This window comes from Ferrigenium kumadai (genome assembly GCF_018324385.1).
GTDB lineage: Bacteria > Pseudomonadota > Gammaproteobacteria > Burkholderiales > Gallionellaceae > Gallionella > Gallionella kumadai.
In genome coordinates this window covers 1,977,939-2,002,591 of sequence record NZ_AP019536.1, presented here as the reverse complement: position 1 = coordinate 2,002,591, position 24,653 = coordinate 1,977,939, and the positions used below count along the sequence as shown (strand labels likewise).

The 24,653-nt window shown below is 59.7% G+C and carries 23 protein-coding genes and 4 tRNA genes; all 27 read left to right on the top strand.

Annotated elements, in window-relative coordinates:
* Positions 1-26: 26 nt before the first annotated feature.
* Positions 27-269 carry a BolA family protein gene (locus tag FGKAn22_RS09665; RefSeq protein WP_212785438.1) on the top strand — a complete coding sequence of 81 codons (243 nt, stop codon included), beginning with the start codon at positions 27-29 and terminating at the stop codon, positions 267-269.
* A complete protein-coding gene (murA, locus tag FGKAn22_RS09660) occupies positions 269-1,519 on the top strand; it encodes a UDP-N-acetylglucosamine 1-carboxyvinyltransferase (RefSeq protein WP_212785437.1) in 1,251 nt (416 codons plus the stop codon). Before FGKAn22_RS09665 ends, murA begins: the two co-directional genes overlap by 1 nt.
* An 18-nt stretch (positions 1,520-1,537) precedes the next feature.
* The gene (hisG, locus tag FGKAn22_RS09655; RefSeq protein WP_212785436.1) at positions 1,538-2,176 is read left to right on the top strand and encodes an ATP phosphoribosyltransferase; all 639 of its coding nucleotides are present in this window, start codon (positions 1,538-1,540) and stop codon (positions 2,174-2,176) included.
* Positions 2,173-3,468 carry a histidinol dehydrogenase gene (gene hisD / locus FGKAn22_RS09650; protein ID WP_212785435.1) on the top strand — a complete coding sequence of 432 codons (1,296 nt, stop codon included), beginning with the start codon at positions 2,173-2,175 and terminating at the stop codon, positions 3,466-3,468. The genes hisG and hisD overlap by 4 nt, the downstream gene beginning before the upstream one ends.
* A gap of 124 nt (positions 3,469-3,592) precedes the next feature.
* Positions 3,593-3,677, top strand: a tRNA-Tyr gene (locus tag FGKAn22_RS09645).
* A 66-nt stretch (positions 3,678-3,743) separates the two neighbouring features.
* Positions 3,744-3,817, top strand: a tRNA-Gly gene (locus FGKAn22_RS09640).
* A gap of 13 nt (positions 3,818-3,830) precedes the next feature.
* Positions 3,831-3,905 (top strand) — tRNA-Thr (locus FGKAn22_RS09635).
* A gap of 40 nt (positions 3,906-3,945) precedes the next feature.
* Positions 3,946-5,136 (top strand): elongation factor Tu, encoded by a 1,191-nt coding sequence (gene tuf / locus FGKAn22_RS09630; protein WP_212785434.1) that lies wholly within the window; start codon positions 3,946-3,948, stop codon positions 5,134-5,136.
* 61 nt (positions 5,137-5,197) lie between these two features.
* A tRNA-Trp gene (locus tag FGKAn22_RS09625) sits at positions 5,198-5,273 on the top strand.
* A 35-nt stretch (positions 5,274-5,308) separates the two neighbouring features.
* Positions 5,309-5,656 (top strand): preprotein translocase subunit SecE, encoded by a 348-nt coding sequence (gene secE / locus FGKAn22_RS09620; RefSeq protein WP_212785433.1) that lies wholly within the window; start codon positions 5,309-5,311, stop codon positions 5,654-5,656.
* On the top strand, positions 5,656-6,189 hold the full coding sequence (gene nusG, locus FGKAn22_RS09615) for a transcription termination/antitermination protein NusG (protein WP_212785432.1): 534 nt from the start codon (positions 5,656-5,658) through the stop codon (positions 6,187-6,189). Before secE ends, nusG begins: the two co-directional genes overlap by 1 nt.
* A gap of 125 nt (positions 6,190-6,314) precedes the next feature.
* Complete coding sequence (gene rplK, locus FGKAn22_RS09610) at positions 6,315-6,746, top strand: 50S ribosomal protein L11 (RefSeq protein WP_212785431.1); 432 nt, start codon at positions 6,315-6,317, stop codon at positions 6,744-6,746.
* 1 nt (position 6,747) lies between these two features.
* On the top strand, positions 6,748-7,434 hold the full coding sequence (rplA, locus tag FGKAn22_RS09605; protein WP_212785430.1) for a 50S ribosomal protein L1: 687 nt from the start codon (positions 6,748-6,750) through the stop codon (positions 7,432-7,434).
* Between the two features lie 256 nt (positions 7,435-7,690).
* Positions 7,691-8,188 (top strand): 50S ribosomal protein L10, encoded by a 498-nt coding sequence (gene rplJ / locus FGKAn22_RS09600; RefSeq protein WP_212785429.1) that lies wholly within the window; start codon positions 7,691-7,693, stop codon positions 8,186-8,188.
* A gap of 31 nt (positions 8,189-8,219) precedes the next feature.
* On the top strand, positions 8,220-8,597 hold the full coding sequence (gene rplL, locus FGKAn22_RS09595; RefSeq protein ID WP_212785428.1) for a 50S ribosomal protein L7/L12: 378 nt from the start codon (positions 8,220-8,222) through the stop codon (positions 8,595-8,597).
* Positions 8,598-8,767: 170 nt separating this feature from the next.
* Positions 8,768-12,841: a DNA-directed RNA polymerase subunit beta gene (rpoB, locus tag FGKAn22_RS09590; protein ID WP_212785427.1), complete on the top strand. Its 4,074-nt coding sequence runs from the start codon at positions 8,768-8,770 to the stop codon at positions 12,839-12,841.
* A gap of 37 nt (positions 12,842-12,878) precedes the next feature.
* Positions 12,879-17,135: a DNA-directed RNA polymerase subunit beta' gene (rpoC, locus tag FGKAn22_RS09585; RefSeq protein ID WP_212785426.1), complete on the top strand. Its 4,257-nt coding sequence runs from the start codon at positions 12,879-12,881 to the stop codon at positions 17,133-17,135.
* Between the two features lie 116 nt (positions 17,136-17,251).
* A complete protein-coding gene (rpsL, locus tag FGKAn22_RS09580; RefSeq protein ID WP_212785425.1) occupies positions 17,252-17,626 on the top strand; it encodes a 30S ribosomal protein S12 in 375 nt (124 codons plus the stop codon).
* A gap of 37 nt (positions 17,627-17,663) precedes the next feature.
* Positions 17,664-18,134, top strand: coding sequence for a 30S ribosomal protein S7 (rpsG, locus tag FGKAn22_RS09575; protein ID WP_212785424.1), 471 nt, complete (start codon positions 17,664-17,666; stop codon positions 18,132-18,134).
* Positions 18,135-18,158: 24 nt separating this feature from the next.
* Positions 18,159-20,252, top strand: coding sequence for an elongation factor G (fusA, locus tag FGKAn22_RS09570; RefSeq protein WP_212785423.1), 2,094 nt, complete (start codon positions 18,159-18,161; stop codon positions 20,250-20,252).
* A 23-nt stretch (positions 20,253-20,275) separates the two neighbouring features.
* A complete protein-coding gene (gene tuf / locus FGKAn22_RS09565) occupies positions 20,276-21,466 on the top strand; it encodes an elongation factor Tu (RefSeq protein WP_212785422.1) in 1,191 nt (396 codons plus the stop codon).
* An 89-nt stretch (positions 21,467-21,555) separates the two neighbouring features.
* Entirely contained in the window at positions 21,556-21,867 is a 312-nt protein-coding gene (rpsJ, locus tag FGKAn22_RS09560; RefSeq protein WP_212785421.1) for a 30S ribosomal protein S10, read from the top strand.
* 72 nt (positions 21,868-21,939) lie between these two features.
* Positions 21,940-22,584 (top strand): 50S ribosomal protein L3, encoded by a 645-nt coding sequence (rplC, locus tag FGKAn22_RS09555; protein ID WP_212785420.1) that lies wholly within the window; start codon positions 21,940-21,942, stop codon positions 22,582-22,584.
* Complete coding sequence (gene rplD, locus FGKAn22_RS09550; RefSeq protein ID WP_212785419.1) at positions 22,584-23,210, top strand: 50S ribosomal protein L4; 627 nt, start codon at positions 22,584-22,586, stop codon at positions 23,208-23,210. The genes rplC and rplD overlap by 1 nt, the downstream gene beginning before the upstream one ends.
* Positions 23,207-23,524, top strand: coding sequence for a 50S ribosomal protein L23 (gene rplW, locus FGKAn22_RS09545; protein ID WP_212785418.1), 318 nt, complete (start codon positions 23,207-23,209; stop codon positions 23,522-23,524). The genes rplD and rplW overlap by 4 nt, the downstream gene beginning before the upstream one ends.
* Positions 23,525-23,529: 5 nt before the next feature.
* Positions 23,530-24,357: a 50S ribosomal protein L2 gene (rplB, locus tag FGKAn22_RS09540; RefSeq protein WP_212785417.1), complete on the top strand. Its 828-nt coding sequence runs from the start codon at positions 23,530-23,532 to the stop codon at positions 24,355-24,357.
* A 13-nt stretch (positions 24,358-24,370) separates the two neighbouring features.
* Entirely contained in the window at positions 24,371-24,646 is a 276-nt protein-coding gene (gene rpsS / locus FGKAn22_RS09535; RefSeq protein ID WP_212785416.1) for a 30S ribosomal protein S19, read from the top strand.
* Positions 24,647-24,653 lie beyond the last annotated feature (7 nt).

Below are 24,653 nucleotides of genomic sequence, written 5' to 3'. Positions count from 1 at the left end.
GTCAACGGAATCCCGTCAATAAAAGCATGGTTACCCCGGAAAGCATCCGAGCGAACATCGCCCAGGGCATGGCGACAGATCACCTGGCCGTGACCGGCGACGGCACGCATTTCGATGCGGTGGTGGTGAGCGAGGCATTCGCGGGCAAGAGCCGCGTACAGCGCCATCAGCTGGTTTACCAGACTTTGGGCGAGCGCATGCGCGGGGAGATACACGCGCTGTCGATGAAAACCTATACGCCAGACGAGTGGCAGAAACAAATACAGTAATGCAAAAACTAGCGATACAGGGCGGGAACCGCCTGAACGGTGAAGTGCGGATCTCCGGTGCCAAGAACGCGGCCTTGCCGATCCTCTGCGCCAGCCTGCTGACCGGCGATACGCTGCAACTCGGCAACGTGCCCGACCTGAACGATGTCGCCACCATGCGCAAGCTGCTGCAGCAGATGGGGGTGGCGATAACGGTGAATGGAGGCGAGGTGTCGCTGTCCGCCGCGAATATCGACAAGCTTGAGGCGCCCTACGATATGGTGAAGACCATGCGCGCCGCGATCCTGGTGCTGGGGCCGCTGGTGGCGCGCTTCGGCGAGGCGCGCGTGTCGCTGCCCGGCGGTTGCGCCATCGGCTCGCGACCGGTCGACCTGCACATCAAGGGGTTGCAGGCGATGGGGGCCGAGATCCATATCGAACACGGCTATATCCATGCGCAGGCTAAGCGCCTCAAGGGCGCGCGCATCTGCTTCGATCTGGTCAGCGTCACCGGCACGGAGAATCTGATGATGGCCGCCGCGCTGGCCGACGGCGTGACGGTTCTGGAGAATGCGGCGCGCGAACCCGAAGTGGTGGATTTGGCTAACTGCCTGCGTTCCATGGGGGCGCAGATCGCCGGAGACGGCAGCGATACCATCACCATCACCGGCGTGGACAAGTTGCACGGTGGTTCGCATCGCATCATGCCGGACCGCATCGAGAGCGGCACCTTCCTGGTGGCTGCGGCGGCGACCGGCGGCGACATCATCCTGCGTGATGCTCGTGCCGATATCCTCGACAACGTGCTGGAGAAGTTGCAGGAAACGGGCGCAGTCATCAAGACGACAACTGACACAATCAGGCTGCAAATGAACCAGCGGCCCAAGGCAGTGAACGTGCGTACCGCGCCCTATCCGGCCTTCCCCACCGACATGCAGGCGCAGTTCATGGCGATGAACTGTATCGCCGAGGGGAGTGCGATGGTGGTCGAGACTATCTTCGAGAACCGCTTTATGCACGTGCAAGAGCTGCGCCGCCTCGGCGCGCAGATCGACGTCGAAGGCAATACGGCCGTCATCAAGGGGTGTGCGCAACTGGAAGGCGCGACCATCATGGCGACCGACTTGCGCGCTTCGGCTTGTCTGGTCATCGCCGGCCTGGTTGCTCAGGGCGAGACCGTGGTTGACCGCATCTACCATCTGGATCGCGGCTACGAGCATATCGAGGCCAAATTGTCGGCGCTGGGCGCACAGATCCGGCGCGTGAAATAGCGTCAGTCAGGAGTGGAAATGATAACGATCGCACTGTCCAAGGGACGCATTTTTGAAGAGACGCTGCCGCTGCTGAGCGCGGCAGGCATCACTGCGCTGGAAGATCCGGAGTCTTCGCGCAAGCTCATCCTGCCGACCAATCGCGCCGACGTGAGGCTCATCATCGTGCGCGCTTCCGACGTGCCGACCTATGTGCAATACGGCGCGGCCGATCTCGGGGTGGCGGGCAAGGACGTACTTAACGAGCATGGCGGTACCGGCCTGTACCAGCCGCTGGATCTGAATATCGCCAAATGCCGCATGATGGTCGCGGTGCGCAACGACTTCGACTACGACTCCGCGGTGCGCCAGGGCGCGCGCCTGCGCGTGGCGACCAAGTATGTGCAGACTGCGCGCGAACACTTTGCCGCGAAGGGTGTGCACGTCGACCTCATCAAACTGTACGGCTCGATGGAGTTGGCACCGCTGGTGGGGCTGTCCGATGCCATCGTCGACCTGGTGAGCAGCGGCGGCACGCTGAAGGCCAACAATCTCAAGGCGGTCGAACATATTGCCGACATTTCGTCGCGGCTGGTGGTGAACCAGGCCGCGCTCAAATTGAAACGTGAGGCGATCCAGCCGATGCTGGACGCTTTCGCCGGAGCTATTGCCAAATGAAGATCAAACGACTCTCTTCCCGCGCGGCGGATTTCGATGCCGCATTGACCCAACTGCTCGCCTTCGAGGCGACTGCTGACGAAAAGCTCGAAGCCACGGTGGCTTCCATCCTGGCCGACGTGCGCCAGCGTGGCGACGAAGCGGTGCTGGAATACACCCGCAAGTTCGACCGTCTGCCGTTGGCGAATGCCGCGGCAATGGAGCTGCCGCGCGAGGAGTTGCGCGCGGCCTTCGACAGCCTGCCGGCCGCTCAGCGTTCCGCGCTGGAACAAGCCGCGCAGCGCGTGACCGACTACCACCAGAAACAAGTGCAGACTTCGTGGAGCTACACCGATGCCGACGGCACCATGCTTGGCCAGCAGGTGACGCCGCTGGATCGCGTCGGCCTGTATGTGCCGGGCGGCAAGGCGGCCTATCCTTCGTCGGTGCTGATGAACGCGCTGCCGGCCAAGGTCGCGGGCGTGGACGAATTGATCATGGTGGTGCCGACGCCGGATGGCGTGAAGAATCAATTGGTGCTGGCGGCAGCCCATTTGTCCGGCGTGGATCGCGTGTTCACCATCGGCGGTGCGCAGGCAGTGGCGGCGATGGCCTACGGCACGGCGAGCATCCCGCGCGTGGACAAGATCGTCGGGCCCGGCAATGCATATGTAGCATCGGCCAAACGCCGCGTGTTCGGTGCTTGCGGTATCGACATGATCGCCGGACCGTCTGAGATTTTGGTGATATGCGACGGCAAGACCAATCCGGACTGGATCGCGATGGATCTGTTTTCCCAGGCCGAGCACGACGAACTGGCGCAGGCCATTCTGCTGTCGCCCGATGCGGAGTTCATCGAGCGCGTCGCGCAAAGCGCGGACCACCTGCTCGACCAGATGCCGCGCAAGGAGATCATCCGCACCGCGCTGGAGAATCGCGGCGCGCTGATCCATGTCGCGGACATGGAAGAGGCGTGCGCCATCGCCAACCGTATCGCGCCGGAACACCTGGAGTTGTCGGTCGAAGATCCGCAGGCCTGGCTGCCCAAGCTCAAGCATGCCGGGGCGATCTTCATGGGGCGCTATACCTCGGAATCGCTGGGCGATTACTGCGCCGGCCCCAACCACGTGCTGCCCACTTCGGGTACGGCGCGTTTCTCCTCGCCACTGGGAGTGTACGATTTCCAGAAGCGCAGCAGCCTGATACAAGTCTCCCCGCAAGGCGCGCAAAAGCTGGGCGCAATCGCTTCCGAACTGGCGTTCGGGGAAGGTCTGCAGGCGCACGCTCAGTCCGCGTTGTTCCGGAAAGGATAGAGACGATTCACTGTTTTGTTCCGGCCGAAAGGCCGGATGCGCGAGGTGACGCAAAAATATCGCCAGAAAATGCACAATCCTTTTGACAAGGTGGTGCAATATCTGGATAATCTCGCGTTCTTCTGGAGGGGTTCCCGAGCGGTCAAAGGGATCAGACTGTAAATCTGACGGCTCAGCCTTCGAAGGTTCGAATCCTTCCCCCTCCACCATGTTTTAGTAGTTGACTGGGTTGTGCCAATCGCCGGATTTTGGCGATTGTTTGGCGGGAAAGCATTGCGGGTGTAGCTCAATGGTAGAGCAGAAGCCTTCCAAGCTTACGACGAGGGTTCGATTCCCTTCACCCGCTCCAGTTAAGTTTGTTTGCCCATGTGGCTCAGTGGTAGAGCACTCCCTTGGTAAGGGAGAGGTCGCGAGTCCGATTCTCGCCATGGGCACCAGTTTTTTGTGATTAACGTTTGACATTGATGAGGAAAGATCATGGCAAAGAGCAAATTTGAACGTACGAAACCGCACGTGAACGTAGGTACGATTGGCCACGTTGACCACGGCAAGACCACCCTGACCGCGGCGATCACCACCGTGCTGTCCAAGAAGTTCGGCGGCGAAGCCAAGGCTTATGACCAGATCGACGCAGCGCCGGAAGAAAAGGCGCGCGGCATCACCATCAACACCGCTCACGTTGAATACGAAACAGCAACTCGCCACTACGCGCACGTTGACTGCCCGGGCCACGCCGACTATGTGAAGAATATGATCACCGGCGCCGCCCAGATGGACGGCGCGATCCTGGTCGTGTCCGCAGCTGATGGCCCGATGCCGCAAACCCGCGAGCACATCCTGCTGGCTCGCCAGGTTGGCGTTCCTTACATCATCGTGTTCCTGAACAAGTGCGACATGGTCGATGACGAAGAGCTGCTGGAACTGGTCGAAATGGAAGTGCGCGAGCTGCTCTCCAAGTACGACTTCCCTGGCGACGACGTGCCCATCATCAAGGGTTCTGCACTGAAGGCGGTGCAAGGCGACCAAGGCGACCTGGGCGAGCCCGCCATCTTCCGTCTGGCCGATGCGCTGGACAGCTACATCCCGACTCCTGAGCGTGCCATCGACGGCGCCTTCCTGATGCCGGTTGAAGACGTATTCTCCATCTCCGGTCGCGGTACTGTGGTGACTGGTCGTGTCGAGCGCGGTGTCATCAAGGTCGGCGAAGAAATCGAAATCGTCGGTATTAAGCCGACCCAGAAGACCACCTGCACCGGCGTGGAAATGTTTCGCAAGCTGCTCGACCAAGGTCAGGCAGGCGACAACGTCGGCGTGCTGCTGCGCGGCACCAAGCGTGAAGACGTCGAGCGCGGCCAAGTGCTGGCCAAGCCCGGCTCCATCACCCCGCACACCAAGTTCACTGCCGAGATCTACGTGCTGGGCAAGGACGAAGGCGGCCGTCACACTCCGTTCTTCCAAGGCTATCGCCCGCAGTTCTACTTCCGTACCACCGACGTGACCGGTGCGGTCGAGCTGCCGGCAGGTACCGAAATGGTTATGCCTGGCGACAACGTCAGCATCACTGTGGCACTGATCAACCCGATCGCGATGGAAGAAGGTCTGCGCTTCGCGATCCGCGAAGGCGGTCGTACCGTCGGCGCTGGCGTGGTTGCAAAGATCATCGAGTAATTAAGTAGTGATGCTGGCGGGGCGAAGTGATTCGCTCCGCCGTCGTCATTTGCAGGTTTATAGGCCAGTAGCTCAATTGGTAGAGTATCGGTCTCCAAAACCGAGGGTTGGGGGTTCGAGACCCTCCTGGCCTGCCAAAACAGTAAGAAGTAGTTAATCGGAATAATCGCGCATGGCGGACAAGATCAAGTTGCTCGTTGCTTTTCTGTTGCTGGTAGCGGGCATCGTGGGTTTCTATTACCTGCACGAGAGTGCGGCGGTGTTGCAGCTGGCTTCTGTGCTGGTTGGTGTGGTGTTGGCTGCTGTGGTGGCTTATACCAGCGAGCCGGGGAAGCGCTTCTTCGAGTTTGGCAAGGATTCCGTTGCCGAGGCGAAGCGCGTGGTCTGGCCGACGCGCAAGGAAACGATGCAAACCACTGGTGTGGTGATCCTGTTTGCGATCACCATGGCCTTGTTCCTGTGGGCGGTGGATGCTAGTTTGATGATGGTAGTGAATGGACTGATGGGGCGAGGTGAGTGATGGCCAAGAACTGGTATGTTGTTCATACGTACTCGCAGTTTGAGAAGAGTGTTCAGCGTGCATTGACCGAGCGCATCCAGCGCGAGGGTATGCAGGATAAGTTCGGTCAGATACTGGTTCCCGTTGAGGAAGTGGTGGAGCTGAAGTCTGGGCAAAAGAGCATTACCGAGCGCAAGTTCTTCCCGGGCTACGTGCTGGTCGAGATGGAAATGACCGACGAGAGCTGGCATCTGGTGAAGAGCACGCCCAAGGTCACCGGTTTCCTGGGTGGTTCGGCGATGAAGCCGACCCCGATCTCGCAGCGTGAAGTCGACAATATCATGCAGCAGATGCAGGCCGGTGTCGAAAAGCCGCGTCCGAAGGTGTTGTTCGAGGTGGGCGAGGCGGTGCGCGTCAAGGAGGGCCCGTTCACGGACTTCAATGGCACGGTGGAAGATGTCAATTACGACAAGAACAAACTGCGCGTGGCGGTGACCATCTTCGGTCGCTCGACACCCGTGGAGCTGGATTTCGGCCAGGTAGAAAAAGGCTGAAGAGCGAGGATCGCGAATGGGGGACCGCAGGCTGCAATGATTGCAGATGCGGTTTCCCGTTTGGCGTTTCTCATGTTGGGGAGAAACTTCGAGTTTCGATATCACCCGTTTGATAGGAGTGCATCATGGCAAAGAAAGTAGTCGGCTACATCAAGCTGCAAGTGCCTGCAGGTAAGGCAAATCCAAGTCCACCGATCGGCCCGGCATTGGGTCAACGTGGCTTGAATATCATGGAATTCTGTAAGGCGTTCAACGCGCAAACTCAAGGCGTAGAACCCGGTCTGCCGATTCCGGTGGTGATCACCGCGTTCGCGGATAAGAGCTTCACCTTCATCATGAAGACTCCGCCCGCGACCATTCTGATTAAGAAGGCCGCCGGTATCCAGAAGGGCAGCCCGAAGCCGCATACCGACAAGGTCGGCAAGCTGACCCGCAAGCAAGCGGAAGAAATCGCAACAACCAAGATGCCCGACCTGACCGCATCCGACATGGACGCCGCCGTGCGCACCATCGCGGGCAGCGCGCGCAGCATGGGTATCACCGTGGAGGGCGTATAACATGTCCAAACGTTATAAGGCTATTGCAGCCAAGGTCGATCGCAACAAGCTGTATCCGCTGGGCGATGCGCTGAATCTGGTCAAGGAAAACGCCGTAGCGAAGTTCGATGAGTCCATCGACGTTGCGGTGAACTTGGGCGTTGACGCACGCAAGTCCGACCAGCTGGTGCGTGGTTCCGTCGTGCTGCCCAAGGGCACCGGCAAGACCGTGCGTGTGGCTGTGTTCGCGCAAGGCGCCAAGGCTGAAGAAGCCAAGGCTGCCGGCGCCGACATCGTCGGTTTCGACGACCTGGCCGAAAGCATCAAGGGCGGCAACCTGAACTTCGACGTGCTGATCGCTTCTCCGGACGCGATGCGTCTGGTGGGCCAGCTGGGCCAGATCCTCGGCCCGCGCGGCTTGATGCCTAACCCGAAGGTGGGCACCGTGTCCGCCGACGTGGCTGGCGCCGTGAAGAACGCAAAGGCCGGTCAGGTGCAGTACCGCACCGACAAGAACGGCATCGTGCAGTGCACCATCGGTCGCGCCTCGTTCGCGCCGGAAGCTCTGCGCGAGAACCTGCTGGCGCTGATCGATGCGCTGAACAAGGCCAAGCCCGCTGCATCCAAGGGCGTGTACCTGAAGAAGGTTTCGATCTCCAGCACCATGGGTGCCGGTATCCGCGTCGAGCAGGCTAGCCTGACTGCGTAATTGTTTTGAATTTGGCGGCAGGGCTATGTCCTGTCGCCTCTGATCTTTGGACTGCTGGCGTGCTGGCAGCATCAAAGACCGTAGGTGCCGAAGGCGTTGTTGGCCCCAGGCTTAAATGGCGGAGCGTCCTGATCACCGGACATCCGGCGGCCCACGTAGATGGTGTGCCCGCGAGCAGGAGTTGTTTTCCTGGCTCAAGGTCGCTGTTGTAACCGATGGAGTGCGCGTAAGTGCATTCCGGAAATTGGAGGAAGACTTGAGTCTCAATCTGCAAGAAAAACAGGCCGTGGTCGCGGAAGTCAGTGCACAAGTGGCACAGGCCCAGACCATCGTCTTGGCAGAGTACCGTGGCATCCAAGTCGGCGACATCACCAAGCTGCGTGCCAATGCACGTAAGTCTGGGGTGTATTTCCACGTGTTGAAGAACACGCTGGCACGCCGTGCGGTGCAGGGTACTCCGTTCGAAACCCTGGCAGACCAGATGGTCGGCCCGCTGGTGTACAGCATCAGCGCGGACGCCGTTGCTGCCGCCAAGGTGGTGCACGAGTTCGCCAAGACGAACGATAAGCTGGTCGTGAAAGCTGGTTCTTACAACGGCAAGGTGCTGGATGCCGCAGGCGTGAATGCGCTGGCTTCCGTACCGTCGAAGGAAGTGCTGCTGGCACAACTGTGCGGTTTGCTGCAATCGCCGGTCTCTGGCTTGGCTCGCGTGCTCAACGCAGTTGCCGAGAAAAAAGAACCTGCTGCTGCTTGATCTGATTAATTTTTAAAGATAGGAAAACAAAATGGCATTCGATAAAGACGCATTTTTGACAGCCCTGGACAGCATGTCCGTGCTGGAACTGAACGAGCTGGTCAAGGCAATTGAAGAGAAGTTCGGCGTATCCGCTGCTGCGATGGCTGCTCCTGCTGCTGGCGGCGCTGCTGCTGGTGGTGCTGCTGCTGCTGAGCAGACCGAGTTCACCGTGATCCTGAAGTCCGCTGGCGACGCCAAGGTTAACGTGATCAAGGTGGTTCGCGCGATCACCGGCCTGGGCTTGAAGGAAGCCAAGGATCTGGTGGATGGCGCGCCGAAGCCCCTGAAGGAAGGCGTATCCAAGGCTGACGCAGACTCGATCGCCAAGCAGCTGATCGAAGCTGGCGCAACTGCTGAAATCAAGTAAGGCTGTACGTTGCAGAAAGGCTGGCGGTTCACCGTCAGCCTTTTGCCGCTTTAAGAAGCCAGCGGCCAGAAAGCCGATGATTGCTTTCTGCCCCCTGTCTTTTGGTTCCGGCACAATCCCAAAATTGTGCTTGCGCTAAAACTTTGTTTTCCTTCGATCGTGGAGATTATATGAGCTACTCTTTTACCGAAAAAAAGCGCATTCGTAAGAGTTTTGCCAAGCGGGTCGGCGCGCTGCCGGTCCCCTTCCTGTTGTCCACCCAACTGGAATCCTTTGCTGCCTTCCTGCAGGCCTATACGCCGCCCGAGCAGCGCAAGAACGAGGGCTTGCAAGCCGCTTTCAACGGTATCTTCCCAATCGAGAGCCATTCCAAGAATGCTCGTCTGGACTTCGTCAGCTACCAGCTGGGCATGCCTCCGTTCGACGTTAAGGAATGTCAGCAGCGCGGCCTGACCTACGCCTCCCCGCTGCGCGCACGCGTGCGCCTGACCATCATGGACAAGGAAGCGTCCAAGCCGACGGTCAAGGAAGTGAAGGAGCAGGAAGTCTACATGGGCGAGATCCCGCTGATGACCCACACCGGCTCGTTCGTGATCAACGGCACCGAGCGCGTCATCGTCTCCCAGTTGCACCGTTCTCCCGGCGTGTTCTTCGAGCATGACCGCGGCAAGACACACTCGTCCGGCAAGCTGCTGTTCTCCGCGCGCATCATTCCCTACCGTGGCTCCTGGCTGGATTTCGAATTCGACGCGAAGGATTACGTCTACTTCCGTATCGACCGCCGCCGCAAGATGCCGGTGACCATCCTGTTGCGTTCGCTGGGCTACAACAACGAAGACATGCTGAAGATGTTCTTCGACTTCGACGCCTTCCATCTGGGCAAGAAGGGCATCCAGTTCGAGGTCGTGCCTGAGCGCCTGCGCGGCGATGTGGCACGCTTCGACATCGTCGGCAAGGCCGGCAAGGTCATCGTCGCCAAGGACAAGCGCATCACCGTGCGCCACATCCGCGAGATGCAGGAAGCGGGCATCGACAAGCTGGCAGTCAGCGAGGACTTCCTGATCGGCCGCGTGATCGCGACCGACGTGGTGGACAAGGATAGCGGCGAGATCGTGGCCCATGCCAACGACGAGATCACCGAAACTCTGCTGGCCAAGCTGGAAGCAGCCGGCATCACCAAGATCCAGACGCTGTACACCAACGACCTGGATCACGGCGCATTCATCTCTCAGACTCTGCGCACCGACGAGACCGTCGACCAGTGGACTGCCCGCGTGGCGATCTACCGCATGATGCGTCCCGGCGAGCCGCCGACCGAAGAGGCCGTCGAGGGCCTGTTCCAGGGGCTGTTCTTCAGTGAAGAGCGTTACGACCTGTCGGCCGTCGGTCGCATGAAGTTCAACCGCCGCGTCGGCCGTGACGAACTGACCGGCTTGGCTATCCTGACCAACGAAGACATCGTCGAAGTGGTCAAGATCCTGGTCGAGCTGCGCAATGGCCGCGGCGAGATCGACGACATCGACCACCTGGGTAACCGCCGCGTACGTGCGGTGGGTGAGTTGGCCGAGAACCAGTTCCGCGCCGGTCTGGCCCGCGTCGAGCGTGCCGTGAAGGAGCGTCTGGGCCAGGCCGAGACCGACAATCTGATGCCGCACGATCTGATCAACGCCAAGCCGATCTCTGCGGCGGTGAAGGAGTTCTTCGGTTCCAGCCAGTTGTCGCAGTTCATGGACCAGACCAACCCGCTGTCCGAAGTGACCCACAAGCGCCGCATCTCCGCGCTGGGCCCAGGCGGCCTGACACGCGAACGCGCCGGCTTCGAAGTGCGTGACGTGCACCCGACCCACTACGGCCGCGTGTGCCCGATCGAAACGCCGGAAGGTCCGAACATCGGTCTGATCAACTCGCTGGCGCTGTATGCACGCACCAACGAATACGGCTTCATCGAGACCCCGTACCGCAAGGCCGGCAACGGCAAGGTGCTCGACGAGGTCGATTACCTGTCGGCGATCGAGGAAGGCAAGTACACCATCGCCCAGGCGAACGCCGAGCTGGACAAGAAGGGCCACTTCACCAACGACATCGTGTCCGCGCGTCAGCACAACGAATTCGTGCTGGCCGAACCCGACAAGCTGGAGTACATGGACGTGTCCCCGTCCCAGGTGGTGTCCGTCGCTGCATCGCTGATCCCGTTCCTGGAACACGACGACGCGAACCGCGCGCTGATGGGCGCCAACATGCAACGCCAAGCCGTTCCGTGTCTGCGCGCCGAGAAGCCGCTGGTCGGCACCGGCATCGAGCGCACCGTGGCGGTGGACTCCGGCACGGCCGTGCAGGCATGGCGCGGTGGCCGCATCGACTACGTGGATGCGGGCCGTATCGTGGTGCGTGTGAACGACGACGAGACCACGCCGGGCGAAGTGGGCGTGGACATCTACAACCTGACCAAGTACACCCGTTCCAACCAGAACACCAACATCAACCAGCGTCCGCTGGTCAAGGTGGGCGACGTGATCGGTCGCGGTGACGTGATCGCCGACGGTGCATCCACCGACATGGGCGAACTGGCGCTGGGTCAGAACATGCTGGTCGCGTTCATGCCGTGGAACGGCTACAACTACGAGGACTCGATCCTGATCTCCGAGCGCGTTTCTGCGCAGGACCGTTTCACTTCGATCCACATCGAAGAGCTGACCGTCGCTGCGCGCGACACCAAGCTGGGACCTGAGGAAATCACCCGCGACATCCCGAATCTGGCCGAGGCGCAACTGGCCCGTCTGGACGAATCCGGCATCGTGCACATCGGCGCGGAAGTCGGCCCCGGCGACGTGCTGGTGGGCAAGGTCACGCCGAAGGGCGAGACCCAGCTGACCCCGGAAGAGAAGCTGCTGCGCGCCATCTTCGGCGAGAAGGCTTCCGACGTGAAGGACACTTCCTTGCGCGTGGACGCCGGCATCTCCGGCACCGTGATCGACGTGCAGGTGTTCACCCGCGAAGGTCTGCAGCGCGACAAGCGTGCGCAGCAGATCATCGACGACGAGCTGGATCGCTACAAGAAAGACCTGGCCGACCAGATGCGCATCGTCGAGGCCGACCAGTTTGCCCGCCTTGAAAAAATGCTGCACAACAAGGTCGCCAACGGCGGTCCGAAGAAGCTGGCCAAGGGCACCAAGTTGAGCAAGGATTACCTGCACAGCATCGAGCACCACCAGTGGTTCGATATCCGCGTGGCTGACGACGAAGTCGCTGCCCAAATGGAGCAGGTCAAGGACGGTTTGGCCCAGAAGCGTGTCGAGTTCGACGCTGCGTTCGAGCTGAAGAAGAAGAAGCTGACCCAGGGCGACGAGCTCCAGGCCGGCGTGCAGAAGATGGTCAAGGTGTATGTGGCGGTTAAGCGCCGCCTGCAGCCCGGCGACAAGATGGCGGGTCGTCACGGTAACAAGGGTGTGGTGTCGCGCATCGTGCCGGTGGAAGACATGCCGTACATGGCCGACGGTACACCGGCCGACGTCGTGCTGAACCCGCTGGGCGTTCCGTCGCGTATGAACATCGGTCAGATCCTCGAGACTCACCTGGGCTGGGCGGCAAAGGGCCTGGGCAAGAAGATCGACGAGATGCTGCAGACCAACGCGAAGATCGCCGAGGTGCGCAAGTTCCTGGGCAAGATCTACAACCACGGCGGTCAGACCGTCGATCTGGAATCCTTCAGCGACGACGAGATCATCGAGTTGTGCCGCAACCTGACGAAGGGCGTGCCGTTCGCGACCCCCGTGTTCGACGGCGCGAGCGAAGAAGAGATCAAGTACATGCTGGAACTGGCGGGCCTGCCGCTGTCCGGCCAGACCACGCTGTACGACGGCCGCACGGGCGAAGCCTTCGACCGTCCCGTTACGGTCGGCTACAAGCATGTGCTGAAGCTGCACCACCTGGTCGACGACAAGATGCACGCGCGTTCCACCGGCCCGTACTCGCTGGTGACCCAGCAGCCGTTGGGCGGTAAGGCTCAGTTCGGTGGCCAGCGTTTCGGTGAAATGGAAGTGTGGGCGCTGGAAGCTTACGGCGCCGCGTACACCCTGCAGGAAATGCTGACCGTCAAGTCGGATGACGTGACCGGCCGTACCAAGGTCTACGAGAACATCGTCAAGGGCGACCACAAGATCGACGCCGGCATGCCGGAATCCTTCAACGTGGTGATCAAGGAAATCCGTTCCTTGGGCATCGACATGGATCTGGAACGTCACTAATCGCGACAAAATCACAGGACGATATTAGGAGCCTCATATGAAATCATTGCTGGATTTGTTCAAGCAGGTCACACAGAAAGAAGAGTTCGACGCGATCAAGATCGGGTTGGCCTCGCCGGAGAAGATCCGGTCCTGGTCGTACGGCGAAGTCAAGAAGCCGGAGACCATCAACTACCGTACCTTCAAGCCGGAACGCGACGGCCTGTTCTGCGCCAAGATCTTCGGCCCGGTCAAGGACTACGAGTGCCTGTGCGGCAAGTACAAGCGCCTCAAGCATCGTGGGGTGATCTGCGAAAAGTGCGGCGTCGAAGTCACCCTGTCCAAGGTGCGCCGCGAGCGCATGGGCCACATCGAGCTGGCCTCGCCGGTCGCTCACATCTGGTTCCTGAAGTCGCTGCCGTCCCGTCTCGGCATGGTGCTGGACATGACCCTGCGCGACATCGAGCGCGTGCTGTACTTCGAAGCCTACGTGGTGACCGAGCCCGGCATGACCCCGCTGAACCGCGGCCAGTTGTTGACCGAAGACGACTACCTCGCGAAGACCGAGGAATACGGCGACGAGTTCACCGCCATGATGGGCGCTGAAGGCGTGCGCGCGCTGCTGGCCAACCTGGACGTCACCAGCGAGATCGAGACCATCCGTGCCGAGCTGGCCGCAACCGGCTCCGAGACCAAGATCAAGAAGTACGCCAAGCGCCTGAAGGTGCTGGAGGCGTTCAACGCGTCCGGCATCCAGCCGGAGTGGATGGTCATGACCGTGTTGCCGGTGCTGCCGCCGGAACTGCGTCCGCTGGTGCCGCTGGATGGCGGCCGCTTCGCGACCTCCGACCTGAACGACCTGTATCGCCGCGTGATCAACCGTAACAACCGTCTGCGCCGCCTGCTCGAACTGAAGGCGCCGGATATCATCGTGCGCAACGAGAAGCGCATGCTGCAGGAGTCCGTGGACTCGCTGCTGGACAACGGCCGTCGCGGCAAGGCGATGACCGGTGCGAACAAGCGCCAGCTGAAGTCCCTGGCCGACATGATCAAGGGCAAGAGCGGCCGTTTCCGTCAGAACCTGCTGGGTAAGCGCGTCGACTACTCCGGCCGTTCCGTCATCGTGGTGGGCCCGCAGCTCAGGCTGCACCAGTGCGGCCTGCCCAAGAAGATGGCACTCGAACTGTTCAAGCCGTTCATTTTCAGCCGTCTCGAGGCGATGGGCCTGGCGACCACGATCAAGGCGTCCAAGCGCATGGTCGAGGCCGAAGAGCCGGTGGTGTGGGACATCCTCGAAGAAGTGATCCGCGAGCATCCGATCCTGCTGAACCGTGCGCCTACGCTGCACCGTCTGGGTATCCAGGCGTTCGAGCCCATCCTGATCGAGGGCAAGGCGATCCAGTTGCATCCGCTGGTCTGTTCCGCGTTCAACGCCGACTTCGACGGTGACCAGATGGCCGTTCACGTGCCGCTGTCGCTGGAAGCGCAGATGGAAGCGCGCACGCTGATGCTGGCATCCAACAACGTGCTGTCGCCCGCCAACGGCGAGCCGATCATCGTGCCGTCGCAGGATATCGTGCTGGGTCTGTACTACATGACCCGCGAGAAGATCGGCGCGCTGGGCGAAGGCTCGATGTTCGCCAACATCGCCGAAGTGTCGCGTGCCTATGAGTCTCGCGAAGTCGAGCTGCAGGCGAAGGTGGTGGTGCGTCTCAAGGAAGTCCACAAGGACGAGGCCGGCCAGCCGTTCGAAAAACTGACCCGCTACGAGACCACCGTGGGCCGCGCGCTGTTGTCCGAGGTGCTGCCTGCCGGCCTGCCGTTCGCGCTGATCAACAAGGCGCTGAAGAAGAAAGAGATCTCGCGTCTGATCAACAGCAGCTTCCGCCAGTGCGGTCTGCGCGACACCGTGATCATGGCCGACAAGCTGATGTACACCGGTTTCGCGTATGCGACCCGTGCCGGCATCTCGATCTGCGTGGACGACATGCTGATGCCTCCGCAGAAGAACGAGCTGATCGGCGCCGCCGAGAAGGAAGTGCACGAGATCCACACCCAGTACACCTCGGGTCTGGTGACCGACGGCGAACGCTACAACAAGGTTGTGGACATCTGGGGCCGTACCGGCGACGTCGTGGCCAAGGCCATGATGGAACAGCTGGGCAGTGAGCCGGTGCTCGACCGTGTTACGGGCGAGCCGCGCATGGAAAAGGGCAAGCCGGTGATGCAGGAGTCGTTCAACTCCATCTACATGATGGCCGACTCCGGCGCCCGCGGCTCCGCAGCCCAGATTCGCCAGCTGGCCGGTATGCGCGGCCTGATGGCGAAACCGGACGGCTCCATCATCGAAACGCCGATTACCGCGAACTTCCGCGAAGGCTTGAACATGCTGCAGTACTTCATCTCCACGCACGGCGCCCGTAAGGGTCTGGCCGATACGGCGTTGAAGACTGCGAACTCCGGTTACCTGACCCGCCGTCTGGTCGACGTCACGCAAGACCTGGTTGTTATCGAACAGGATTGCGGCACCGAGAACGGCACCGCGATGAAGGCGATCGTCGAAGGCGGTGAAGTGATCGAGGCATTGCGCGAGCGTATCCTCGGCCGTGTGCTGAGCGCCGATGTCGTCAATCCGGAAACTGCTGAAACGGTTTATGAAGCGGGAGTCCTTCTGGATGAAGCCGCGGTGGAGCGCATCGAGGTGCTCGGCATCGACGAGGTGCGCGTGCGCACCCCGTTGAACTGCGAAACCCGCTTCGGTCTGTGCGCCAAGTGTTACGGCCGCGACCTGGGCCGCGGCGGCCTGGTGAACGTGGGCGAGGCGGTCGGTGTGATCGCGGCGCAATCCATCGGCGAACCGGGTACCCAGCTGACCATGCGTACCTTCCACATCGGTGGCGCGGCTTCGCGTACCGTGGTGGCAAGCCAGGTGGAAAGCAAGTCCAACGGTGTACTGAAGTACAGCCCGAACATGCGTGTGGTGACCACCGTACGCGGCGAACTGATCGTGGTGGCGCGCAGCGCCGAAGTCATCATCGCAGATGATCACGGCCGTGAACGTGAACGACACAAGGTGCCTTATGGCGCGACGCTGGCAGTCAAGCAGGGCGACGCAGTGCGTGCGGGTGTGGTACTGGCTAACTGGGATCCGCATACCCGTCCGATCGTTACAGAATATGCCGGTAAGGTCAGCTTCCAGAATGTGGAAGAGGGCGTAACGGTCGCCAAGCAGATTGATGAAGTGACTGGTTTGTCTACGCTGGTGGTTATCGATCCTAAGCAGCGTGCTGGCGCCCAAAGCAAGGGCGTGCGCCCGATGGTTCGCCTGATCGATGATGCTGGTCAGGAAGTCAAGCTGACCGGTACCGAAACGGCTGTTAGTGTTACCTTCCAGACCGGCTGTATCATCACCGTGGAAGACGGTCAGCATGTCGGCGTGGGTGATGTGTTGGCGCGTATTCCGCAGGAATCGTCGAAGACGCGCGATATTACCGGCGGTCTGCCGCGCGTGGCCGAGTTGTTCGAAGCACGTGTACCGAAGGATGCCGGCATGCTGGCAGAAGTGACCGGTACCGTCTCGTTCGGTAAGGACACCAAGGGCAAGCAGCGTCTGGTCATCACCGATGTGGACGGCATTGCGCATGAATTCCTGATTCCTAAGGAGAAGCATGTGCTGGCTCACGATGGTCAGGTGGTTAACCAGGGTGAGATGATTGTGGACGGCCCGGCCGACCCACATGACATCCTGCGCCTGTTGGGTGTTGAGGCACTTGCCCGCTACATCACCGACGAAGTACAGGAAGTGTACCGTTTGCAGGGCGTGAAGATCAGCGACAAGCACATCGAAGTGATCGTGCGCCAGATGCTGCGCCGCGTGCAGGTCTCCGACGTGGGCGATACCCGCTTCATCACCGGCGAGCAAGTGGAGCGTGCCGACGTGCTGGAAGAGAACGAGCGCATGGCTGCGGAAGGCAAGAACCCCGCCAGCTTCGAATACATGCTGCTGGGTATCACCAAGGCGTCGCTGTCTACCGACTCGTTCATTTCTGCAGCATCGTTCCAGGAGACCACGCGTGTCCTGACCGAAGCGGCGATCATGGGCAAGAAGGACGAATTGCGCGGTCTGAAGGAAAACGTGATCGTGGGTCGTCTGATCCCGGCCGGTACCGGCTTGGCATATCACACCACGCGTCGCAAGCAGCGCCTGGGGATCGATATGGCGGAAGGGCGCGAATTGCAGGAGGCCGATGCGGGCGCAGTGGGCGAGACGGTAGCTTCTACCGATTCGCTTGACACCCCAGGGCTTTCTCAATAGAATTCGCAACCTTTTTTGCCGTCGCGGCGGGTATTTTCGTGCCAAGTCGCGGCGGTAGCTTTTTTATTTGTTTGATTTTAAAGAGATTTGAAATTCACTTTTAGGACGTGTAGATAATGCCAACCATTAACCAGTTGATCCGCAAACCTCGTGTTGCAATCGTAGAAAAGAGCAAAGTGCCGGCTTTGGCGGGCTCCCCGCAGAAGCGTGGTGTGTGTACCCGTGTCTATACCACGACACCGAAGAAGCCTAACTCTGCGCTGCGTAAGGTGGCCAAGGTTCGTCTGACCAACGGTTTCGAGGTTATTTCGTACATCGGCGGTGAAGGCCACAACCTGCAGGAGCACTCGGTTGTGCTGTTGCGCGGCGGTCGTGTGAAGGACTTGCCTGGTGTGCGTTACCACATGGTGCGCGGCAGTCTGGATACGGCTGGCGTGAAGGATCGTAAGCAGGCTCGCTCCAAGTACGGCGCGAAGCGTGCTAAGAAGTAATTAAACAGTAACTATCAGAAATTAATTCGAGGTTGATATGCCAAGACGTAGAGAAGTCCCCAAGCGCGAAGTCCTGCCGGATCCTAAGTTCGGTAACCAGGATTTGTCCAAGTTTGTGAACGTGTTGATGACTGCAGGCAAGAAGTCGGTTGCTGAGCGCATCCTGTACGGCGCGCTGGAGCAGGTTGGTAAGAAGACCAACAAGGACGCGATCGAGGTGTTCAATCTCGCATTGAATAATGCCAAGCCGCAGGTGGAAGTGAAGAGCCGTCGCGTCGGTGGTGCAAACTACCAGGTGCCTGTCGAGGTTCGTCCTTCCCGTCGTATGGCGCTGGCGATGCGCTGGTTGCGCGAAGCTGCACGCAAGCGCGGCGAGAAGTCCATGGGTATGCGTTTGGCTGGTGAGCTGATCGACGCGTCCGAAGGTCGCGGTGGTGCGGTGAAGAAGCGTGAAGAAGTGCACCGTATGGCAGAGGCGAACAAGGCCTTCTCGCATTTCCGTTTCTAAATCAGATCAAGTTAGGTATCTACCGTGGCACGTAAAACACCCATTAGCCGTTACCGTAATATCGGCATCAGCGCGCACATCGATGCGGGCAAGACGACGACGACCGAGCGCATCCTGTTCTACACCGGCGTAAGCCACAAGATCGGCGAAGTGCATGATGGCGCTGCTACCATGGACTGGATGGAGCAAGAGCAGGAGCGTGGTATCACCATCACCTCCGCTGCGACGACATGCTTCTGGAAGGGCATGGAGAACCAGTATCCTGAGCATCGCTTCAACATCATCGACACCCCGGGTCACGTGGACTTCACCATCGAGGTGGAGCGTTCGATGCGTGTGCTGGACGGCGCGTGCATGGTGTACTGCGCGGTGGGTGGTGTGCAGCCTCAGTCCGAGACCGTTTGGCGTCAAGCCAACAAGTACAAGGTTCCTCGTCTGGCGTTCGTCAACAAGATGGACCGTTCCGGCGCGAACTTCTTCAAGGTCGTCGAGCAGATGCAGCTTCGCCTGAAGGCGAACCCGGTTCCCATCGTGATCCCTATCGGTGCGGAAGATAGCTTCGTCGGTGTCGTCGATCTGATGAAGATGAAGGCGATCTACTGGGATGAAGCGTCGCAAGGTATGAAGTTCGACTATCGTGACATTCCGGCTGACCTGGTTGCGACAGCCAATGAATGGCGCGAAAAGATGGTCGAGTCCGCTGCAGAGGCCTCTGAAGATCTGATGAATCAGTATCTTGAGAATGGCGAGTTGACGGAAGAACAGATCATTGCAGGTCTGCGTGCCCGTACGCTGGCGTGCGAGATCCAGCCGATGCTGTGCGGCTCCGCGTTCAAGAACAAGGGTGTTCAGCGTATGCTGGATGCGGTGATCATGTTGCTGCCGTCGCCGGTCGATATTCCCGACGTGACAGGCGAGAGCGAGGCGGGTGAGCCCCTCACTCGCAAGGCTGATGATGGCGAGGCTTTCTCCGCGCTGGCATTCAAGCTGATGACCGACCCGTTCGTGGGGCAGTTGACCTTCGTGCGCGTGTATTCCGGCGTGCTGAAGAAGGGTGATACGGTTTACAACTCCGTTCGCGGCAAGAAAGAGCGTATCGGTCGTATCGTGCAGATGCACGCGAACAATCGCGAAGAAGTCGATGAGATCCTGGCTGGCGACATCGCTGCCTGTATCGGCCTGAAGGAAGTGACCACTGGCGAGTCGTTGTGCGATGTGGACAAGCCTATCATCCTCGAGCGCATGGTGTTCCCGGAGCCGGTGATTCACGTCGCCGTTGAGCCGAAGACCAAGGCCGACCAGGAAAAGATGGGTATCGCGCTGGGCCGTCTTGCGGCAGAAGATCCTTCTTTCCGCATCCGTACCGACGAAGAGTCTGGTCAGACCATCATGTCGGGTATGGGCGAGTTGCACCTGGAAATTCTGGTTGATCGCATGAAGCGCGAGTTTGGCGTCGAAGCCAACGTGGGTGCTCCTCAGGTTGCATACCGCGAAGCGATCCGCAAGGCTGTCGAGGTCGAAGGCAAGTACGCCAAGCAGACCGGTGGTCGCGGTCAGTACGGTCACGTCTGGATCAAGATGGAGCCGAGCGAGGCTGGTAAGGGCTTTGAGTTCGTCGACGCGATCAAGGGTGGTACCGTTCCTCGCGAATTCATCCCGGCAGTTGAGAAGGGCTTGCGTGAGACATTGCCGAGCGGTGTGCTGGCCGGCTTCCCGGTCGTTGACGTCAAGGTCACGCTGTTCGACGGTTCCTACCACGATGTGGACTCGAACGAAAATGCGTTCAAGATGGCTGCATCCATGGCGTTCAAGGACGGTATGCGCAAGGCCAATCCGGTCCTGCTGGAACCGATGATGTCCGTCGAGGTGGAAACGCCTGAAGACTATGCGGGTACCGTGATGGGCGACCTTTCTTCGCGCCGCGGTATGGTGCAGGGTATGGAAGACATGATGGGTGGCGGCAAATCCATCAAGGCTGAAGTGCCGTTGTCCGAGATGTTCGGTTACTCCACCGCACTGCGTTCCGCTACCCAGGGTCGTGCGACTTACACCATGGAATTCAAGCATTACTCTGAAGCTCCACGGAACGTCGCTGAAGCGATCATGAACAAGAAATAATTTTGATTTAAGAGGCGATAATCATGGCAAAGAGCAAATTTGAACGTACGAAACCGCACGTGAACGTAGGTACGATTGGCCACGTTGACCACGGCAAGACCACCCTGACCGCGGCGATCACCACCGTGCTGTCCAAGAAGTTCGGCGGCGAAGCCAAGGCTTATGACCAGATCGACGCAGCGCCGGAAGAAAAGGCGCGCGGCATCACCATCAACACCGCTCACGTTGAATACGAAACAGCAACTCGCCACTACGCGCACGTTGACTGCCCGGGCCACGCCGACTATGTGAAGAACATGATCACCGGCGCCGCCCAGATGGACGGCGCGATCCTGGTCGTGTCCGCAGCTGATGGCCCGATGCCGCAAACCCGCGAGCACATCCTGCTGGCTCGCCAGGTTGGCGTTCCTTACATCATCGTGTTCCTGAACAAGTGCGACATGGTCGATGACGAAGAGCTGCTGGAACTGGTCGAAATGGAAGTGCGCGAGCTGCTCTCCAAGTACGACTTCCCTGGCGACGACGTGCCCATCATCAAGGGTTCTGCACTGAAGGCGGTGCAAGGCGACCAAGGCGACCTGGGCGAGCCCGCCATCTTCCGTCTGGCCGATGCGCTGGACAGCTACATCCCGACTCCTGAGCGTGCCATCGACGGCGCCTTCCTGATGCCGGTTGAAGACGTATTCTCCATCTCCGGTCGCGGTACTGTGGTGACTGGTCGTGTCGAGCGCGGTGTCATCAAGGTCGGCGAAGAAATCGAAATCGTCGGTATTAAGCCGACCCAGAAGACCACCTGCACCGGCGTGGAAATGTTCCGCAAGCTGCTCGACCAAGGTCAGGCAGGCGACAACGTCGGCGTGCTGCTGCGCGGCACCAAGCGTGAAGACGTCGAGCGCGGCCAAGTGCTGGCCAAGCCCGGCTCCATCACCCCGCACACCAAGTTCACTGCCGAGATCTACGTGCTGGGCAAGGACGAAGGCGGCCGTCACACTCCGTTCTTCCAAGGCTATCGCCCGCAGTTCTACTTCCGTACCACCGACGTGACCGGTGCGGTCGAGCTGCCGGCAGGTACCGAAATGGTTATGCCTGGCGACAACGTCAGCATCACCGTGAATCTGATCAACCCGATCGCGATGGAAGAAGGTCTGCGCTTCGCGATCCGCGAAGGCGGTCGTACCGTCGGCGCCGGCGTGGTTGCAAAGATCATCGAGTAAAGATACAATGCGCCCCCTCGCGTGGCTGCGGCCACGCGATTTTCGTTCTTTAAACCAGCGGCATTGCCGCGTAAATGCAAGAGAAGATTATGCAAAGTCAAAAAATTCGCATTCGCCTCAAGGCGTTTGACTATCGCTTGATTGACCAGTCGGCCGCGCAGATCGTTGATACTGCCAAGCGCACTGGTGCTGTGGTGAACGGTCCCGTGCCGTTGCCCACCAAGATCGAGCGTTTCGATGTGCTGCGTTCGCCGCACGTCAACAAGACTTCGCGCGATCAATTCGAGATTCGCACCCATCTGCGCCTGATGGATATCGTCGATCCGACAGACAAGACTGTGGATGCGCTGATGAAGCTGGATCTGCCGGCTGGCGTGGATGTGGAAATCAAGTTGCAGTAATTGTTGTGCCAGGTAGTAAAAGAGAATCGGCTGGCCAATTGAAGTCAGCCCCTTAACCAAAGGAAATAAAAAATGAGCTTAGGACTTGTCGGTCGCAAGATTGGCATGACCCGCGTATTCACCGAGGACGGTTCTTCGTTGCCGGTGACTGTGCTGGAAGTGTCCAATAATCGTGTCACTCAGGTTAAAACCGTGGATACCGATGGCTATACTGCTGTGCAAGTTGCACACGGTGTGCGCCGTCCCGGTCGCGTCAGCAAGGCTGCCGCCGGACATTACGCCAAGGCGGGTGTGGAAGCGGGGAGTGCACTCAAGGAATTCACCGTATCCCCTGAACAATTGGCTGGCCTGCAGGCTGGCTCGACGATCAGCGTCGAGATTTTTCAGGCGGGTCAACTCGTCGATGTGACGGGCGTATCCAAGGGTAAGGGTTACGCTGGTACCATCAAGCGTTACAACTTCAAATCCGGCCGTGCATCGCACGGTAACTCCAAGTCGCACAACGTGCCGGGCTCCATCGGTATGGCGCAGGATCCGGGTCGCGTGTTCCCGGGCAAGCGCATGACGGGTCATCTTGGTGATGTGCAGAAGACTGTGCAGAATCTGGAAGTTGTGCGTGTCGATGTTGCGCGTCAGTTGTTGCTGGTCAAGGGTGCCGTTCCCGGCGCGCAGGGCGGCAGCGTGATCGTGCGTCCAGCAGTGAAGGCAGGTGCGTAATGGAACTCAAGGTCATTAACGATAAGGGTCAAGCGACCGCAAATCTGAGCGCGTCCGACGAGTTGTTCGGTCGTGAATACAACGAAGATCTGGTGCATCAGCTGGTTACCGCCTACATGGCGAACGCCCGTGCTGCCAACAGCAAGCAAAAGGGTCGCAGCGAGATCGCCAAGTCTACCCGCAAGCCGTTCGCGCAAAAGGGTACGGGTCGTGCTCGTGCCGGTATGGCATCCAGCCCGCTGTGGCGCGGGGGTGGCAAGATTTTCCCGAATACCGGTGAAGAGAATTACACCCACAAGGTGAACCGCAAGATGTATCGCGCAGGTCTGGCTGCGATCTTGTCGAAGCTGGTTAGCGAGAACCGTCTGGTGGTTGTGGATAGCCTGACTGTCGATGCTCCCAAGACCAAGCTGCTGGCGCAGAAGATCAAGGGCATGGGCTTGGATTCCGGCCGTCTGTTGATCATCACCGACAGCCTAGACGAGAACCTGTATCTGTCTTCGCGCAACCTGCCCAACGTATTGGTGCTGGAAGCCAATCAGGCCGACCCCGTCAGCCTGGTGCGCTTCCCGAGCGTGGTCGTTACCCGCAATGCGGTGGCAAAAATTGAGGAGATGTTCGCATGAGTACGCAACAATTCAGCCAAGAGCGTTTGATGAAGGTGCTGCTCGCTCCGCAGATCTCCGAAAAGGCGACTTTCGTTGCCGACAAGAACGAGCAGGTGATCTTCCGCGTCGCTCCCGATGCAACCAAGCCTGAAATCAAGGCGGCCGTTGAGATGATGTTCAAGGTGAGCGTGGATACCGTGCAAGTGGCCAACGTCAAGGGCAAGGTCAAGCGCATGGGCCGTTTCGTCGGTCGTCGCAACAACTGGAAGAAGGCCTATGTGTGCCTGGCAGCCGGTCAGGAAATCAATTTTGCTGCAAGCGAGCAAGGGTAATCATCATGGCATTGATTAAACTAAAACCAACAACTCCGGGACAGCGCGCGGTATTGCGCGTTGTCAACCCCGACCTGCACAAAGGTAAGCCGGTCGCGTCCCTGGTCGAGAAGAAGACCAAGACTGCGGGCCGTAACCACAATGGTCATATCACCACCCGTCATATGGGCGGCGGTCACAAGCAGCACTATCGTCTGGTGGACTTCAAGCGCAACAAGGATGGCATTCCTGCCACCGTCGAGCGCCTGGAATACGACCCGAACCGTAGCGCGCACCTGGCCCTGCTGTGCTATGCCGATGGTGAGCGTCGTTACATCATCGCTCCCAAGGGCGTGACAGTCGGTACGACCCTGATCAGCGGTTCCGAAGCTCCGATCAAGTCGGGCAATGCCTTGCCTCTGCGCAACATTCCGGTGGGTTCGACCATTCACTGCATCGAGATGCTGCCGGGCAAGGGCGCGCAGTTGGCGCGTTCCGCCGGTACTGCGGTGCAGCTGCTGGCCCGCGAAGGCAGCTACGCTCAATTGCGTCTGCGTTCCGGCGAGATCCGCAAGGTGCACATCGACTGCAAGGCGACACTGGGCGAAGTGGGCAACTCCGAACACAGCCTGCGTTCCATCGGCAAGGCCGGTGCAATGCGTTGGCGCGGTGTGCGTCCGACAGTCCGCGGTGTGGTGATGAACCCGGTTGATCACCCGCACGGTGGTGGTGAGGGCAAGACAGCTGCAGGCCGTCATCCGGTCAGCCCATGGGGTGTGCCGGCCAAGGGCTTCCGCACTCGTCGCAACAAGCGTACTAGCGGCATGATCGTGCGCCGTCGCTTTCAGGTTTAAGGGGTAGATAAATATGGCACGTTCCATTAAAAAAGGTCCATTTGTCGACGCTCACTTGCTCAAGAAGGTTGAGGCGGTGCGTGCGACTAACGATAAGCGCCCGGTGAAGACCTGGTCGCGCCGTTCCACGGTGCTGCCCGAGTTCGTCGGCCTGACGATCGCGGTGCACAACGGCAAGCAGCACATTCCCGTGTATGTGTCGGAGAACATGGTGGGGCACAAGTTGGGCGAGTTTTCCCTGACTCGTACCTTCAAGGGCCATGCTGCCGATAAAAAGGCGAAGAAATAAGGAGGCA

Bases quoted from the DNA above. Each gene is read 5' to 3' on its own strand.
- FGKAn22_RS09665 (WP_212785438.1), top strand. From the start codon at position 27: ATGGTTACCCCGGAAAGCATCCGAGCGAACATCGCCCAGGGCATGGCG.
- murA (WP_212785437.1), top strand. From the start codon at position 269: ATGCAAAAACTAGCGATACAGGGCGGGAACCGCCTGAACGGTGAAGTG.
- hisG (WP_212785436.1), top strand. From the start codon at position 1,538: ATGATAACGATCGCACTGTCCAAGGGACGCATTTTTGAAGAGACGCTG.
- hisD (WP_212785435.1), top strand. From the start codon at position 2,173: ATGAAGATCAAACGACTCTCTTCCCGCGCGGCGGATTTCGATGCCGCA.
- tuf (WP_212785434.1), top strand. From the start codon at position 3,946: ATGGCAAAGAGCAAATTTGAACGTACGAAACCGCACGTGAACGTAGGT.
- secE (WP_212785433.1), top strand. From the start codon at position 5,309: ATGGCGGACAAGATCAAGTTGCTCGTTGCTTTTCTGTTGCTGGTAGCG.
- nusG (WP_212785432.1), top strand. From the start codon at position 5,656: ATGGCCAAGAACTGGTATGTTGTTCATACGTACTCGCAGTTTGAGAAG.
- rplK (WP_212785431.1), top strand. From the start codon at position 6,315: ATGGCAAAGAAAGTAGTCGGCTACATCAAGCTGCAAGTGCCTGCAGGT.
- rplA (WP_212785430.1), top strand. From the start codon at position 6,748: ATGTCCAAACGTTATAAGGCTATTGCAGCCAAGGTCGATCGCAACAAG.
- rplL (WP_212785428.1), top strand. From the start codon at position 8,220: ATGGCATTCGATAAAGACGCATTTTTGACAGCCCTGGACAGCATGTCC.
- rpoB (WP_212785427.1), top strand. From the start codon at position 8,768: ATGAGCTACTCTTTTACCGAAAAAAAGCGCATTCGTAAGAGTTTTGCC.
- rpoC (WP_212785426.1), top strand. From the start codon at position 12,879: ATGAAATCATTGCTGGATTTGTTCAAGCAGGTCACACAGAAAGAAGAG.
- rpsL (WP_212785425.1), top strand. From the start codon at position 17,252: ATGCCAACCATTAACCAGTTGATCCGCAAACCTCGTGTTGCAATCGTA.
- rpsG (WP_212785424.1), top strand. From the start codon at position 17,664: ATGCCAAGACGTAGAGAAGTCCCCAAGCGCGAAGTCCTGCCGGATCCT.
- tuf (WP_212785422.1), top strand. From the start codon at position 20,276: ATGGCAAAGAGCAAATTTGAACGTACGAAACCGCACGTGAACGTAGGT.
- rpsJ (WP_212785421.1), top strand. From the start codon at position 21,556: ATGCAAAGTCAAAAAATTCGCATTCGCCTCAAGGCGTTTGACTATCGC.
- rplC (WP_212785420.1), top strand. From the start codon at position 21,940: ATGAGCTTAGGACTTGTCGGTCGCAAGATTGGCATGACCCGCGTATTC.
- rplD (WP_212785419.1), top strand. From the start codon at position 22,584: ATGGAACTCAAGGTCATTAACGATAAGGGTCAAGCGACCGCAAATCTG.
- rplW (WP_212785418.1), top strand. From the start codon at position 23,207: ATGAGTACGCAACAATTCAGCCAAGAGCGTTTGATGAAGGTGCTGCTC.
- rplB (WP_212785417.1), top strand. From the start codon at position 23,530: ATGGCATTGATTAAACTAAAACCAACAACTCCGGGACAGCGCGCGGTA.
- rpsS (WP_212785416.1), top strand. From the start codon at position 24,371: ATGGCACGTTCCATTAAAAAAGGTCCATTTGTCGACGCTCACTTGCTC.